We start from the raw sequence: 15,202 nt of genomic DNA, 5'->3' as shown, positions 1-15,202 counted from the left end.
CCGGCGGTACGACCGGTGCAATGCGACGCAATGTTCCGCGACGTTCTGTCTCGCTGGCATGGGCAAGGGATGAAGATTTGCAAATCATTCTCAATAGCGTAAAAGAACTCGCGATTCGCCAGCTTGAGATGAAAGACGATCCATGAGCGACCGCGCAGCGGCAGCCCGCATCCTCGCGCCGTCCGATGCGCTGACCGTGGAAACCGTGCGTGCCGTGCGGCACTGGAACGACCACCTGTTCAGCTTCACCATCACGCGCCCTTCCAGCTTCCGCTTCCGTTCGGGCGAATTCGTGATGATCGGCCTGCCCGGTGAGCGGCGGCCACTGCTGCGCGCATACTCGATCGCAAGTCCCGCATGGGCCGAGGAACTGGAATTGCTGTCGATCAAGGTGCCGGACGGGCCGCTCACCGCGCAGCTTCAGCGGATCGAGCCCGGCGATCAGCTTTTCCTGGGCCGCAAGCCTACAGGAACGCTGGTTGCCGATGCGCTGCTACCCGGGCGGCGGCTGTTCCTGCTCTCGACCGGCACGGGCCTCGCGCCGTTCATGAGCCTCGTGCGGGATCCCGACATTTACGAGCGGTTCAACCAGATCGTGCTCGTCCATTCGGTGCGGCAGGTCAGCGACCTTGCCTATCGTACCGAGCTTGAAAGCCATCTTGCCGGCGATCCCTTGGTACAGGATCAGGCGTTACTGCAGCTTTCCTATCTGCCGACGGTAACGCGCGAACGATTCCGCACGACCGGACGCATCGACGCGCTGATCGAGGACGGAACGCTTTTCGGCCCGCCGCTGCGAGGACCGAAGGCATTCGATCCCGAAATCGACCGTGTGATGATGTGCGGGAGCATGACGATGATCCGGTCGCTCGCCGCGCGGTTCGAATCCAGCGGTTTTGCCGAAGGATCGAACGCGGCGCCGGGCCAGTATGTGATCGAACGCGCGTTCGTTGGTTGAAGGGAAGCGGTTTTGCGATTCCGCCGGACGGCAAGCCGCACTAACCTTAGCGCCATGATTCGACTCACAGCCCTTTGCACCGCGCTGCTTGCCGTTGCCGTCGCCATGCCTTCGCTCGCGCAGACCGAGCAGCAGATCCCCGCAACGCCTGCCGAAGCGCCGCCCGCGCCGCCGCCTGTGCCGGAGAAGGTTTACGAGACCGTGCGTGTCGCGATCACAACCAGCGAGGGGCCGATCGTGCTGGCGCTGGAAAAGGAACGCGCGCCGATCACGACGGCGAATTTCCTGCGCTACGTCGATCAGAAGCGGCTGGACGGCACGGCCTTCTATCGTGCGATGAAACTTTCGGACGACGGCAGCTACGGGCTCATCCAGGGCGGCACGCAGGGCAACCCGAAGAAGGTGCTGCCCAAGATAGCGCACGAACCGACGACGAAGACCGGCCTTTCGCACACCGACGGCGCGATCTCTATGGCGCGCGGTGCGCCGGGCAGCGCGGACGGCGATTTCTTCATCACCATCGGCGCGCTCGATTCGCTGAACGCGGACCCTTCGAAGCCCGGCGACAATCTCGGCTTCGCTGTGTTCGGCCGGGTCGTGGAGGGCATGGACACGGTGCGCAAGATCATGAACGCGCCGACCTCGCCGACGCTGGGCGTAGGCGTGATGAAGGGGCAGATGATTGCCGCCCCCGTGCGCATCCTCACCGCGCGCCGGGCGCAGTAAACTCAGCGCGCCAGCAGCAGCGTCGGGGACTCGAGAAGTGCCTTCACCTCGCCGATGAAGCGCGCTGCGTCGTATCCGTCCACCACGCGGTGGTCGAACGATGAGGACACATTCATCATCTTGCGGATTTCGATGCTGCCGTTCCGTACGACCGGGCGTTCGACGAGGCGGTTGGGGCCGATGATCGCGACCTCCGGATGATTGATGACCGGCGTTGTCGCGATGCCGCCGAGCGTACCAAGGCTGGTGATCGTGATCGTGGAGCCTGAGAGTTCGTCGCGCTTCGCTGTGCCATCGCGCGCGGCGGCGGCGAGGCGGGCAATCTCTGCGGCGAGATCCCAGAGGCCAAGGCTTTGTGCGTTCCGAACCACCGGCACGATCAGACCGTTGTCGGTCTGCGTCGCGATCCCGGCATGGACAGGCGTGTAGCGGCGGACGACGCCGGCATCGTCGTCGTAGGTCGCGTTGATCTGCGGGTACTGCGGCAGCACGCGGACGAGCGCCTGGATGAAGAACGGCAATAACGTGAGCTTCGGCCGTTCGTTTCCATAGCGCGCATTGAGCTGCGCGCGCGCGGCTTCGAGCGCGGTGAGATCGACCTCCTCAACGTAAGCGAAATGCGGGATGCGCCGCGCGGAGATTTCCATCTTCTCGGCGATCTTGCGGCGCAGGCCGACGAGTTTCGTCTCGGTGAATTCCCCAGCGGCGGGCGCAGCCGGTTTCTGCGCCGCTGCGAGGTGGGCTTCGAAATCGGGGCGGCGAATGCGGCCATAAGGACCGGAGCCTTTTACGTCCTCCAGCTGCACACCAGCCTGCTTCGCAAGGCGGCGCACCAGCGGCGAGGCCTTGGGGCGCTGCGCGGCCGGTGCCTGTGTGGGGGGCGGCGTTTCGACCGGGGCTGGAGCGGGCGCGGCTTCTTCCGCGGGTTCGGCGGGCGCTTCGCCTTCGAGTGCGAATTCAACAAGCGCCGAGCCGATCTGCCGAAGCTGCCCCTCTTCACCGTGGATCGCGACGACGGTGCCGGAGACCGGCGACGTGAGTTCCACGGTCGCCTTGTCGGTCATCACGTCGGCGAGCGGTTGATCCTCGGCGACCGCATCGCCGGGTTTCACGTACCACTGGACGAGTTCGGCCTCGGCGATACCTTCGCCGATGTCGGGCAGTTTGAAGACGTAGTTCGCCATCGCGCCTCAGGCCTCCATCGTGCGCCGGAGCGCATCGCCGACGCGCTTCGGACCGGGGAAATATTCCCATTCGAAAGCGTGGGGGTAGGGCGTGTCCCAGCCGGTCACGCGTTCGATCGGGGCTTCAAGATCGAAGAAGCAATGCTCCTGCACCAGCGCGGCGAGTTCGGCGCCGAAGCCGCACGTGCGCGTCGCCTCGTGGACGACGACGCAGCGGCCGGTCTTGTTCACTGACTGCGTGATGGTTTCGAGATCGAGCGGGACGAGCGTGCGCAGGTCGATGACCTCTGCATCAATGCCGGTTTCATTCGCTGCCGCGAGCGCGACATGTACCATCGTCCCGTAGGCGAGCACGGTGACGGCACTTCCGGCGCGCACGATGTTCGCCTTGCCGAGCGGCACGACATAATGGCCGTCCGGCACCTCGCTTGCGGGGTGCTTCGACCAAGGCTCGACGGGCTTGTCGTGATGCCCGTCGAAGGGGCCGTTGTAGAGGCGCTTGGGCTCGAAGAAGAGCACGGGGTCGTCGTCCTCGATCGCGGCGATCAGCAGGCCCTTGGCGTCGTAAGGGTTGGATGGGATCACCGTCTTCAGGCCTGCGACGTGCGTGAAGATACCTTCCGGGCTCTGGCTGTGCGTCTGGCCGCCGTAGATGCCGCCGCCGTAGGGGCTGCGCACGGTGATCGGCGACCACCATTCGCCGCCTGTGCGATACCGCATCCGCGCGGCTTCGGAGATGAGCTGGTCGGTGGCGGGGTAGATGTAGTCCGCGAACTGGATTTCGACGACTGGTCGCTTGCCATAGGCACCCATGCCGACCGCGACGGCGACGATGCCGCCTTCGGAAATCGGCGCATCGAAAACGCGGGTTAAACCGTGCTTGCGTTGCAGGCCATCTGTCGCGCGGAATACGCCGCCGAAATAGCCCACGTCCTGTCCGAAGATCGTGACCGCGGGATCGCGCGTCAGTGCCACGTCCATCGCGCTGTTGAGCGCCTCGATCATGTTCATCGTCGCCACGGCGTTATACCCCCGCCTGCTTGCGCTGTTCGACAAGATGCGGCGGCATCTCCTTGTAGACGTCGTCGAACATCGAAGAGGCCGGAATGCGCGCGCCTTCCTTCAGCGTGCCGTAGCTCTCGGATTCCTTGCCCGCCGCGCGAACCACGTCCTCAAGTTCCTTTTCAAGTGCCGCGTGCTGATCTTCGCTCCAAAGGCCCGCGCCGTTCATGTGCGTCTTCAGCCTTTCGATGGGATCGCCGAGCGGCCAGACGGCGGCTTCCGCTCCAGGGCGATACTTGCTCGGATCGTCGGAGGTGGAGTGGCCTTCGGCGCGGTACGTGAACAGCTCGATCACCGTGGGGCCGAGACCGCCGCGTGCGCGGTTCGCCGCCCAGCGCGTGACGGCGTAGACGGCGAGGAAATCGTTGCCGTCGACGCGCAGCGAGGGAATGCCGTAGCCGAGTCCGCGCGACGCAAACGTTGTGCGCTCGCCGCCGGCGATGCCCGAGAAGGACGAGATCGCCCACTGGTTGTTGACGATGTTGAGGACGACCGGCGCCTGATAGACGCTGGCGAAGGTCAGCGCGTGGTGGAAGTCGCCTTCCGCCGTTGCGCCTTCGCCAATCCACGCGGCGGCGATGCGGCTGTCGTTGTCGGCGGCGGATGCCATCGCCCAGCCGACCGCCTGGCTGTATTGCGTTCCGAGATTTCCCGAAATCGAGAAGAACCCCGCTTCGCGGCTTGAATAGAACACCGGCATCTGCCGCCCTTTCAGGCGGTCGCGGCTGTTCGAATAGACCTGGTTCATCATGTCGACGAGCGGCCAGTCGCGCGCCACGAGCAGGCCCTGCTGGCGGTAGGTGGGGAAGCACATGTCGCCGTATTCGAGCGCGAGCGCCGCCGCGACGGCGACAGCCTCCTCGCCCGTCGATTTCATGTAGAAACTCGTCTTGCCCTGCCGCTGCACGCGGACCATGCGCGCGTCGTAGGCGCGCGTCAGCATCATTGCGCGCAGGCCCTTTTCCAGCACGTCGGCGGAGAGTTCCGGGTTCCAGTCGCCGACCGGATTGCCGTCGTCATCCAGCACGCGGATCAGCGCCCAGGCGAGATCGCGGATCTCGGCGGGATCGACATCTTCGGCCGGCCGGCGAACCTCGCCCGCTGGCGGCACCTTGATGTGCGACATGTCCGGCGTTTCGCCGGGGCGGCAGCCGGGCTCTGGAATGTGCAGGCGCGAACTGTTCTTCAGCATGGCGGTTCTCTTGTGCTTCAGGCGGCCGCACGGCGCCCGCGCGCGATGATGCGGCGGGCAAGCGTGTCGGCGACGATGTGCGGCGGCGTGTTGTCGCTTGTGGCAGCTTCGAGGATGCGGGTGAGCCGCGGCGCGATCTCGCCGACGCGCTGCTCAACCTCTTCGGGCGCCTCGCCGAGATATTCGGCGGAGACGTTGATGATGCCGCCCGCGTTCACGACGTAATCGGGCGCATAGACGATGCCTCGTGCGGCCAGCGCTTCGCCGTCCGCTTCGGTTGCAAGCTGGTTGTTCGCCGCGCCGCAGATGAGGCGCGCTTTCAGTGCGGGAATCGTCCGGGCGTTCAGCACGCCGCCGAGCGCGCAGGGAGCGAAGATGTCCGCTTCGGCGGCAACGATTTCATCAATGCCCACAGCCCGCGCGCCGAGTTCCGCGACGAGCGCATCGACGCGGCGCCGATCGATATCCGCGATCACGAGCCGTGCGCCCGCACCGCGCAGCATCCGGCACAGCGCTGCGCCGACGTTGCCCGTGCCCTGCACCGCGACGGTCAGGCCTTCAAGGTCGCTGCCCAGTGCAAAGCGCGCCGCCGCGCGCATCGATTCAAACACGCCGCGCGCGGTCCAGGGCGAAGGGTCGCCGCCGCTCTTGCCCGGCTCTGCATGGAGGCCCGCGACATAGCGTGTGCGCTCGCGAACCCGCTCCATGTCGGCAACGCCGGTGCCGACGTCTTCGGCTGTGACATAGGCACCGCCCAGGCTTTCCACGGCATCGCCGAAGGCGCGGAACAGCGCGGCACGGTCGAAGCTGCCGGCCGGGCGCTGCAGCACCGCCTTGCCGCCGCCGAGCGGCAGTCCTGCGACTGCATTCTTGTAGCTCATGCCGCGCGCGAGCCGGATCGCGTCGGCTGTGAGGTGGGCGTGGCTGTCGTAGTGCCAGAAACGGCACCCGCCCGCCGCCGGTCCGAGCGCGGTCGAATGAATGGCGATCACGCCGATGGCCTCGCCGTCCGCATCGCTGACGACGTGAATATCTTCCTGGAAATCGCTTACTTCGTGCGGCCGGTGGACCATCGAAACTCCCTTTCGCGCAAAGCCTACCACGCATCCGACTGATAAAAATTGCTCGTATGTTTGTATGCGGCGATCTATGGAATGAGTTATTCGCGGAAGATATAATTGCGGAATAAATCATGCTGGAAGAGTTGGACGCGTTCGAGCGCAAGATTCTCGCGATCCTTCAGAGGGATTCGTCGCGCCCCACCACGGAGATCGCGGAAGAGGTCGGGCTGTCGCAGGCGCCGTGCTGGCGGCGCATCCAGCGGCTGAAGGAGGCGGGCTATATCAAGGGGCAGGTGAGCCTGCTCGATCGGCGCAAAATGGGCCTCAACACGCAGGTCTTCGCACAGGTGAAACTCACCCGCCACGGCCGCTCCAACCTCCACGAGTTCTCGGATGCGATCCGCGAGTTTCCCGAGGTGCTCGATTGCTTCGTGCTGCTTGGGCCTGTTGATTTCATGCTGCGCATCGTGACGCGCGACATCGAGACCTACGAACGCTTCTTCTTCGAAAAGCTGTCGCAACTTCCCGGCGTGCAGGAGGTGCATTCGATGGTGGCACTCTCAGAGATCAAATCGACGACGGAGTTGCCGATTCTGGAGAGCGAGGCGGCGGCGTGATCGCGGGTCGGGCCGGGATCGTCGGTACGGGCCGGGTCGCCCGCGCGCTGGCGCTGGGGCTCGGCGACCGGTCTTCGTCGGTACCCATGATGTGGGGACGGACGCCGGGGCATGTCCCTGAAGGGGGCGGCGTTCTCGCCGCGCGCTCTCTGGAGGAGCTTGCGGAGCAATGCGACCTGATCGCCATCGCGGTATCGGACGATGCGCTGCCGCAGGTGGTGGATGCGCTCGCACAAGCCGAGCATCTACGGCCGGATACGCTGGTTTTTCATGTTAGCGGCGGCTGCGGCGCAGCCATTCTCGAACCGCTCCGCAACCGGGGTACGCGGACGTCGGCGATTCATCCGGTGATGACCTTCACGGGCAATCCCGAACTTGAAGTCGAGCGCATGGCGGGCGCGCGTTTCGCTGTCACAGGGTCTGACGGCGAAGCGGCGCGGCAATCGCGAGCGATCGTGGAAGCGCTGGGCGGTGTCGCAGTGCAGATCGCCGAGGAGCGGCGCACGCTTTATCATGCCGCGCTCTCTCATGCCGCCAACCACCTCGTGACGCTCTTTGCGGGGGCGACGCGCGCGCTCCATGCGGCGGGTGTTGAACACCCCGAAGCCCTGGTCGCGCCGCTTGTGCGGGCTTCGCTCGAAAACAGCATCGCGAAGGGGTTCGATGCGCTTTCCGGGCCGTTGATGCGCGGGGACCTGAACATGGTCCGCGGGCACCTATTGACACTGGAAAGCGATTGCCCCGAGGTGCTTCCCGCCTATCGCGCCATGGCGCTCGCCACGGTCGATGAACTGGAGCGCCGCGGCAAAGCCCCGGCGCCGTCGCCGCTGCGCGTGGCTCTTAGCGCGTCCTAGGCACGAACTGTCCTGCTGTAACACCCGTCGGTTTGCCGTTTTCGAAGGCAACCTTGCCGTTCACGATCACGGTGACGATGCCGGTGGAAAAGGCGCCCGGGTCCGCATAAGTGGCGCGCGCGGCCACGGTGGCGGGATCGAACATCACGACGTCCGCCGCGAGTCCCGGCATCAGACGGCCACGATCGGCCAGGCCGAGATGCGCGGCGGGAAAGCCGGTCATCTTGCGGATCGCCTCTTCGAGCGGGAAGAGCTTGAGGTCGCGGCTGTAGTGGCCGAGCACGCGCGTGAAGCTGCCGCTGGCGCGCGGGTGGGCATAGCCGCGCGCCAAGGATTGCGCGTCGATGTAGGCGCCGTCGCTCGCAACCATCACCCACGGCTTCACGATGAGTTCGCGGATGTCCGCCTCGTCGATCGTGCCGAGCGTGACGCGGACGGATTTGAGGGCGGCGAGATCGGCGAGAAGATCGAACGGCGCGATGCCGCGTTTCTTCGCGAGCAGTTCGATATTCTCGTCCACAAGATCGGGATTTTCCGGCGCGTCGACGATCCGGACGTTGCCGTAGCCGACCGCCTTGATCCAGGAGAAGCCCTTGTCGACACCGTTCTCGGTCGCCTCGCGCACGGCGCCGCGGCGGGCGGGGTCGACGAGCGCCGCGCGCACTTCTGCCTCCGTCACCTGCCGGTCGCCGCGCCCGTCGGGCAGGACGAAAAGATCGTAGACCGCGCGCACCGTGGCGCCGTCGAACGGGTATTGGTCGGCAACGATGTCAAAGCCCTGCGCGCGCGCCGCCTCGACCATCGCGATGACCTTGCCGATATGGCCCTTGTTGATCAGGCCCGTCGCCTTCAGGTGTGCGAGCTTCGCGGGGATGCCCACGGCCTTGCCGAGTTCGATCGCTTCGCGCTCTGATTCCACCATGTGAAAGCCGGGGTCGCGCGTATGGGAATCGTAGGTGCCGCCGTAGGGCTTCACGGCGGCGGCGAGCGCCTGTACCTCGGCCTCGGTCGCGAACATGCCGGGATCGTACATCAGCCCTGTGGAAAGGCCGACGCAGCCCATCTCCATGCCCTCGCGCACCATCGCCGCCATGCGTTCGATCTCCTCGGGCGTGGCAGCGCGGCGCTGGCCGGGCATCGCCTCTTCGCGGATGCCGTTATGGCCGACGTAGCAGCTGTAATTGACCCCCATGCCCTTAGCGGCGAGCGCTGCCTTCAGCTGCTGCATTATGCGCGGTGAAAGCCCGCCGTCCGGGCTCGCCAGGATCGTGGTGACGCCCTGCGACAGGTCCTGGGCGTCGATGAATGGACCCTCAATGCGCTCGACGGCTTCGGGGACGTGGCTGTGCGCGTCGATGAAGCCCGGCGCGACGGCGAGGCCGCTCGCGTCGATCGTGCGCGCGGCGATGACGCGCGGTGCCTTCTTCACGAACTGGATCTGGCCATTTGTGATCCCGACATCGGCCGGGCGCGGCGGTGATCCCGTACCGTCGTAAACGAGCCCGCCGCGAAGGAGCAGGTCAACGCGCTCGGGCTGGCCGGCACAGGCGGCGAGGGTGATTGCGGCGAGCGACACGGTGAACCCACGGGCGGACACGCGACAGGCCTTGAGGATGGTGAAGTCGGCGATCTTCAAGCGAGCAACCTCTTGTAGAAGTTAAATTCAAATTTAGCGTAAAGGAAACGCTTTCCGCGAGCAAGGTCGGGCATATGCCCGCAGTCCTAGTGCTTTATTCCGGCCTTTGCGGTGGTTGCTGATCAACCGCGTTCACGGCGTCGATCAGTTCGCTTTGATTACCCGAACACACCGCGATCACGCGGCACGGCGCGTCGCCGTGCGCGACATAGGCGTGGCCCATCTGGCTATCCATCCACATCGATTCGCCGGCCTGCAGGATCACCGGCGTGTAGTACTCGGAATGCACCTCGATCGCGCCTTCGAGGACGTAGACAAACTCCTCGCCGCCGTGGCGCACGTAGTCGGGAAAGTCCGAAAAGGAACGCGACTGCGGCGAGACAACGAGTGGCACGAATGCTTTGCCCGACACATCGGTGCTGAGATAGCAGTGATCATAATGTTCGGTGCGCACGAAGACGCCTTCGCCGATGCGGTTGATGCTGCGTCGCCCCTTTGCCGAGGAGTCGCCCTGCGCCGGAGATGAACCGCCGAGCAGATCGGCGAAATCCACGCCGAGACCTTGGCAGAGCTGGGTGAGCTTGTCGTATGTGAGTGACATCTTGCCGGATTCGACCTTCGACAGCGTCGAAATGGCGATGCCCGTGCGGCGGCTGACTTCCGACATGGTGAGCCCCATGCGGCGGCGCAGTGCGCGCAGCGCTTCAGCGAGTTTTGTGGGCGGCCGGCCCATCCATGCGCTCCCGGCAAGTTTCAACGAACAGGCACCCGCAATAGGTCAAAAGGATAGAAAGCGGAACACTCGCCAATCATCGCGGGGTGAGTGTCAGCGTACCCACGGATACCTTGCGGAGTTCCGCCGTGCTGCCCGTGAGCGGGAAGTAGCGGCCTGTCGCCCAGTCTTCTGCCAGATGCCCGAACCAGGGCGACAGCACGTTGCCCGACATGCCCGGCGCGATCATGTAGAGGCTCTGCGCGGGATCGGCGAGATCGACGATCTGGCGATAGCGGGCGCCATAGACATCCGCGTAGGGATCGTCGCCCCAGAGATTGCTGAGCCCGGCGTTCACCGTCGTCGCATCCCCCGACGCGGCGGGGGAGGCGACAAGGTGCGTCCCGATGAGCGGCAGGTGCGAGAAGATGTCGTGCTTGAAGCGCACGCGGTGCACGTCGCCCCAGCGCCATCCTGCCATGTCGCCATATTGCCCGCGCAGGTCCTTCACCGCCGTGTCGAGTGCGCGGGCGGCGAGCGCCGGGCAGACCTCGCGTGCGCACCAGCCGCCTTCCCCGGAAAGGAGGCGTTCAAGGCGCGGCCGTGTTGAGCCGAGATAATCCTTGGCGAGCGCGCCGAGCTTTGGTTCCAGAAGCGCCGAGACAGCTGCCCTGTACCACGCCGACCAGATTAGCGGCTCTGCCCTGCCAGTCGCCATGTCGCCGTTCCATCGCAGCAGCTTGTCGCGCGCGGCGCGGCCGTCCGTTGTGGCGGGCGCCATCGCCGCGAGAATGGGTTTCATCGCAGCGACCTGTGCGGAGACGGTATCGAGCTGCAGCCGTCGCATCGCTTCCCGATCGGCGCGCTTCGCCGTGCCGAGCTGCTGAACGATGCGCGCGGCGCGCCAGCCCGGCTCGAACGCGGTGCTGTCGTACAGGCGGTTTCCGATCAAGGTGCGGTTGTTGGCGTTGGCGACGAAGCCCGACGCAGGGTTCACTGTTCGCGGCGTCTCTTGCGGGTAGGCGTAGCCCGTCCAGGCGAAGCGCGCGTCCCAGCCGGGCGCTGGCAGGAAGCCGTCGCCGCCGCGGCGCGGGATGCGCGCGGCGGTCGCCATCGCGATTGTGCCCGAACGATCGGCGAACGCGAAATTGTGCTGGAAGTGGAAGCTCGCGATTCCGCGTTCGAATTCCGGCCAATCGCGTGCCGTCGCGATGCTCGCGAAGGCTTCCATGATCGGTTGGCCTCTCGGGAAATCCACACCGGCGAGCGCGACCACATGGCCCGGCGGCAATTGCTCGCGCATCAACCGGGCGGCTTCGTCGTCGATGTCCGAAAGCACCGGGCCATGCGCGGTGTAGCGTAGCACGATACGCTCCGCAGCTTTGTCCTTAACTGGGATCGTCACCGTGCGCGTCACGAACTTTTGCGGGCCGGTAGGCGTCATGTATTGCGTCGGATCGGCTGGATCGACGCGCTCGATGAAGAGGTCGGTCTGGTCCGCCATCACGTCGGTGATGCCCCACGCGATGTCGCGGTTACGCCCTGTGGCGAAACCCGGCACGCCGGGGCGGGAGGCACCGACCAGCTCGAAATCCGTGCCGACGATGCGGACGGGATAATAGTCGGCGGGCGCGGTGAGCGGCCCGTGCGGATCGTTGGCGAGCAGGGGCTTTCCGCTCGCTGTGCGAGTGCCCGCGACTGCCCAGCTGTTCGACGCGGGGAGCGCGCGGCCGAAGGGAAGCAGTTCGGTCGACGCCGTCTTCACGGGCTTCAGCGCCACCGCGCCGCACGTATCCGCCGCAGACGCACCGGGCGCTTGCGACGCCTCCGGATGCGTCACCGGGCTGCTGTCCGCCGGGGATGCGAACAGCGAGCGCAGTGCGTCGCAATTGATTGCGGGAAGCAGGCGCGCGCGCAGCAATTCGTCGCGCCAGTCTCCGAAGCCGAGTGTCAGCAGTCCCGCAACGCGGCTGACGTCGCGATCCTCCCAGCGTTCGGGCGTGACGCCGGTGAGCAGGAATTCAGGCGGCAGCGCCCCGCTCCGTGCATCGAGCGCCGCGTTGATGCCCGCGACATAGGCGTGGATGGCGCTGCGCGTTGCGGGCGAATAGGCGCGCTCGGTGCGATCGGCTATGGCCTCGATATCGAGCGCGGCAACGAGCTTGTCCGTGCCGAGCCCGTCGCTGCCGATCGCTTCCGCAAGGCGGCCGTGTGCGGCGCGGCGTGTCATTTCGAGATTCCACAGCCGGTCCTGGCCGTGCACGAATCCAAGACCGAAATAGCCGTCGTCACGTGTCGCGGCAAAGATATGCGGCACGGCCCGCGCATCACGCACGATCTCCAGCGTGTCGCTGATCCCGGCGACCTGCCGCGTGCCGGAATAATCCGGCAACGATGTACGCAGCCAGCCGTATGTGCCCGCCGCGAGCGCCAGCACCACGAACGCGGTGCCTGCAAGCGGCCACTTTACCTTACCGAATCTCTTCATTCTCTCGGTCGCCCTGTCGGAAATGTCGATGCGTCGGAGCGTTGTTCGGGATCTGACCAAGTTTTCATATACACTAAAATGTTAGGCGTTCCAGGCATCGTTTGGGCGACGTGCTGTGTGACCCGAATTCAAATTTTCTAAAAAATATAGATATATAATAATGTATTACGAAGAATTCTGACTGCCTGCATGTTGTATCGGCCACCGTCGCGGAAGTGTTACTATAGGAAAATTCGTTCGCGCCTCGGGCACGGCGCGGACGATGTTTCCATTCCGTCGGCGGGCTCCCCCTGTCTATAGACGTCCCTCGGGAGTGCGGGGAGGACTGGGTTTGATCAGACGATTTCGGGTATTCGCGGCGCTTGCCGTATCGCTGTCGGCGACCATCGCATATGCCGAACCTGCCACTGAGACCGCGACGGTGCGCGGGCTCAAGGCGCCGGCGGAAATCATCGTCGATCGCTGGGGATTGGCGCATATCTACGCAGCGAACACGCACGACGCCTATTTCCTGCAAGGCTACAACGTCGCGCGCGACCGGCTTTGGCAGATCGATCTGTGGCGCAAACGGGGCCTTGGTCTTCTGTCCGAAAGCTTCGGTGACGCCTATGTGAAGCAGGATCGCGCCGCGCGCCTGTTTCTGTATCGCGGGGACATGGCGAGCGAATGGCGCCGCTACGGCCCCGGCGCCGAGGGCAATTACGAAGCATTCGTTGCGGGCATCAACGCCTATGTCGACGAAGTACGCGCAGGCTCGAAGCCGCTGCCACGCGAATTCGCGATGACCGACAGCAGCCCTGCGCACTGGCGCGCCGAGGATGTCGTACGTATCCGCACCCACGCGCTGGTGATGAACGCGGCCTCCGAGGTTCAGCGCGCGCGGCTCGTGTGCAAGGGCGGGCTTGATGCGGCGCGTGCGACGCGGCGCCTCTATCCCGATCACACGCCGCAGGTGCCGGAAGGACTTGATCCCTGCACGATCGATGCAGACGTCATGGACGATTACGCACTCGCCACCGGCCCCGTGAATTTCGACGCGCTGACGAAAACGGCGGATGCGCTTCCCGACGATGTGAAGGACGGCTCCAACAACTGGGTCATCGCAGGATCGCGCACCACGACCGGTCGTCCCATTCTGGCGAACGATCCGCACCGCGCGCTCACGGTGCCGAGCCTGCGTTACGTCGTGCATATCGAAGCGCCGGGATTGTCGCTGATCGGTGCGGGCGAGCCTGGCGTGCCCGGCATTTCCTTCGGCCACAACGGCAAGGGCGCGTTCGGGCTCACCATTTTCAGCACGGACCAGGAAGACGTTTACGTTTACGAGACGCAGCCGGGCCGGGCGGACAAATATCGCTATCGCGGGCGCTGGGAGAATATGCGCGTCGTTCGGGAGATGATCCCCGTGAAAGGCGGGAAACCGGTCGCGGTGGAGCTGGCGTTCACGCGGCACGGCCCCGTCATCCATCGGAGCGCGGAGCGCAATCAGGCCTATGCGGTTCGCTCGGTCTGGTCCGAGCCCGGCACGTCGGCCTATGCGGCGGCATCGTGGCTTGCGAACGCGGCGAGCTGGGAGGATTTCAGAAAGGCTGCGGATCACTGGGGCACGCCGCCGCTCAACCTCATCTGGGCTGGCCCGGACGGCACCATCGGCTGGACCGCGGCAGGCCTCGCGCCCGTGCGCCCGAACTGGGACGGGTTGATGCCGGTTCCGGGCGATGGGCGCTACGAATGGAAGGGGTTCCACGCGCCGCGCAGCCTTCCCAGCGTGAAGGATCCCGCCGAAGGCTGGATCGCCACCGCGAACGAGCGGAACGTGCCGAAAGACTATCCGGCCGACGTTCCCCTCGGGTACGAATTCACCGATCGCAGCCGCTACGATCGGCTCGCGCAGTTGCTTTCCGGCAAGGAACGCTTTTCCGTCGCTGATGCGGCGGCGATGCAGATGGACATAAGAGACATCTCGGCGCTGCGCCTTCTGGCGCTGCTGAAAGAGATGAAGGGCGTGGATGCGGAGAGCAAGGCGCTTGCCCTGTTGCAAGACTGGAACGGCGACATGCGGGCCGACAGCGCAGCGGCGGCGATCGCTGGCACGTGGCTCGCGTCGCACCTCGGCGCCGCGCTTGTCGCCCATGTCGTCGCACCCGATGCGCAGCCGCTCGCACCGCGCGTGTCGGCGGATGCCGCACTCCACATCCTCGAAACGCGCGATGCCGTATTGGGGCCGGATGCTGCGGCCACGACGCAAACCGTGCTGCGGGAAAGCCTGTCCGCCGCGCTTGGCGAACTGCGTCGGCGGCTTGGGCCGGAGATGGAAAGCTGGACGTGGGGCGCCGTGCACAAACTCAAACTGAAGCCCTCGTTCGGCACGCGCCTCAGTGCCGATGCGCTCGAGGCAATGACGATCGGGCCGCGCCCCGTGGGCGGCTCTGCAGCGACGGTCGCGCTGGCAGCGCCGAACGCCGATCTTGCAGCCGTGCACGGGCCGTCCGTTCGCATCGTCATGGATGTCGGCGATTGGGACAAATCGGTCTTCATGAACATGCCCGGCCAGTCGGCGGATGCATCAAGCCCGCACTATGGAGACTTCCTGCCCGGATGGCTCGCGGGTGAATTCGCGCCGATGACGTACACGCGCCCGGCGGTCGAAAACGTTGCCGAGCGCGTGATCAGCCTCACCCCCGGTCGCTGACCGGGGGCGCTTCCTCATCC

General features: G+C 65.5%; 12 protein-coding genes. 5 read left to right on the top strand and 7 right to left on the bottom strand.

What is annotated here, in order from left to right; translation table 11 throughout:
• Window positions 1-142: 142 nt before the first annotated feature.
• Window positions 143-958, top strand: coding sequence for a ferredoxin--NADP reductase (locus tag DFR51_RS09865; protein ID WP_121050491.1), 816 nt, complete (start codon window positions 143-145; stop codon window positions 956-958).
• Between the two features lie 54 nt (window positions 959-1,012).
• Complete coding sequence (locus DFR51_RS09860) at window positions 1,013-1,684, top strand: peptidylprolyl isomerase (RefSeq protein ID WP_121050488.1); 672 nt, start codon at window positions 1,013-1,015, stop codon at window positions 1,682-1,684.
• 2 nt (window positions 1,685-1,686) lie between these two features.
• Here DFR51_RS09860 and DFR51_RS09855 read toward each other — a convergent pair whose 3' ends face one another.
• From DFR51_RS09855 to DFR51_RS09840, 4 genes are read right to left on the bottom strand one after another with little or no spacing between them, the layout of a single operon-like run.
• Window positions 1,687-2,868 (bottom strand): dihydrolipoamide acetyltransferase family protein, encoded by a 1,182-nt coding sequence (locus tag DFR51_RS09855; protein ID WP_121050485.1) that lies wholly within the window; start codon window positions 2,866-2,868, stop codon window positions 1,687-1,689.
• Window positions 2,869-2,874: 6 nt separating this feature from the next.
• A complete protein-coding gene (locus DFR51_RS09850; RefSeq protein ID WP_121051527.1) occupies window positions 2,875-3,879 on the bottom strand; it encodes an alpha-ketoacid dehydrogenase subunit beta in 1,005 nt (334 codons plus the stop codon).
• 13 nt (window positions 3,880-3,892) lie between these two features.
• Window positions 3,893-5,122 carry a 3-methyl-2-oxobutanoate dehydrogenase (2-methylpropanoyl-transferring) subunit alpha gene (locus DFR51_RS09845; RefSeq protein ID WP_121050482.1) on the bottom strand — a complete coding sequence of 410 codons (1,230 nt, stop codon included), beginning with the start codon at window positions 5,120-5,122 and terminating at the stop codon, window positions 3,893-3,895.
• Between the two features lie 17 nt (window positions 5,123-5,139).
• Window positions 5,140-6,195 (bottom strand): Leu/Phe/Val dehydrogenase, encoded by a 1,056-nt coding sequence (locus DFR51_RS09840; protein ID WP_121050479.1) that lies wholly within the window; start codon window positions 6,193-6,195, stop codon window positions 5,140-5,142.
• A gap of 119 nt (window positions 6,196-6,314) precedes the next feature.
• On the opposite strand from DFR51_RS09840, the gene DFR51_RS09835 reads away from it, so the two are divergent.
• Both DFR51_RS09835 and DFR51_RS09830 read left to right on the top strand, forming a co-directional pair.
• Window positions 6,315-6,800: an Lrp/AsnC family transcriptional regulator gene (locus DFR51_RS09835; RefSeq protein WP_121050475.1), complete on the top strand. Its 486-nt coding sequence runs from the start codon at window positions 6,315-6,317 to the stop codon at window positions 6,798-6,800.
• Window positions 6,797-7,654, top strand: coding sequence for a Rossmann-like and DUF2520 domain-containing protein (locus DFR51_RS09830; protein WP_243445492.1), 858 nt, complete (start codon window positions 6,797-6,799; stop codon window positions 7,652-7,654). The genes DFR51_RS09835 and DFR51_RS09830 overlap by 4 nt, the downstream gene beginning before the upstream one ends.
• Here DFR51_RS09830 and DFR51_RS09825 read toward each other — a convergent pair.
• The 3 genes from DFR51_RS09825 to DFR51_RS09815 all read right to left on the bottom strand — a co-directional run bounded on the left by DFR51_RS09825 (window position 7,641) and on the right by DFR51_RS09815 (window position 12,490).
• Window positions 7,641-9,290, bottom strand: coding sequence for an N-acyl-D-amino-acid deacylase family protein (locus tag DFR51_RS09825; protein ID WP_121050468.1), 1,650 nt, complete (start codon window positions 9,288-9,290; stop codon window positions 7,641-7,643). The two genes, DFR51_RS09830 and DFR51_RS09825, sit on opposite strands and share 14 nt — an antisense overlap.
• Before the next feature lie 94 nt (window positions 9,291-9,384).
• Window positions 9,385-10,023, bottom strand: a complete 639-nt coding sequence (locus DFR51_RS09820; RefSeq protein ID WP_121050465.1) for a helix-turn-helix domain-containing protein — start codon at window positions 10,021-10,023, stop codon at window positions 9,385-9,387.
• Between the two features lie 76 nt (window positions 10,024-10,099).
• The gene (locus DFR51_RS09815; protein ID WP_121050462.1) at window positions 10,100-12,490 is read right to left on the bottom strand and encodes a penicillin acylase family protein; all 2,391 of its coding nucleotides are present in this window, start codon (window positions 12,488-12,490) and stop codon (window positions 10,100-10,102) included.
• Between the two features lie 331 nt (window positions 12,491-12,821).
• Between DFR51_RS09815 and DFR51_RS09810 the strand changes: the two genes are divergently transcribed.
• Window positions 12,822-15,182 carry a penicillin acylase family protein gene (locus DFR51_RS09810; RefSeq protein WP_243445491.1) on the top strand — a complete coding sequence of 787 codons (2,361 nt, stop codon included), beginning with the start codon at window positions 12,822-12,824 and terminating at the stop codon, window positions 15,180-15,182.
• The last annotated feature ends 20 nt before the right edge of the window (window positions 15,183-15,202 follow it).

The sequence above is a fragment of the Sphingosinicella microcystinivorans genome, from assembly GCF_003634215.1.
In the GTDB taxonomy this organism is placed as follows: Bacteria; Pseudomonadota; Alphaproteobacteria; order Sphingomonadales; family Sphingomonadaceae; genus Sphingosinicella; species Sphingosinicella microcystinivorans.
The sequence above is the reverse complement of the archived record's forward strand: the minus strand, read 5'-3'. Positions and strand labels throughout refer to the sequence as shown.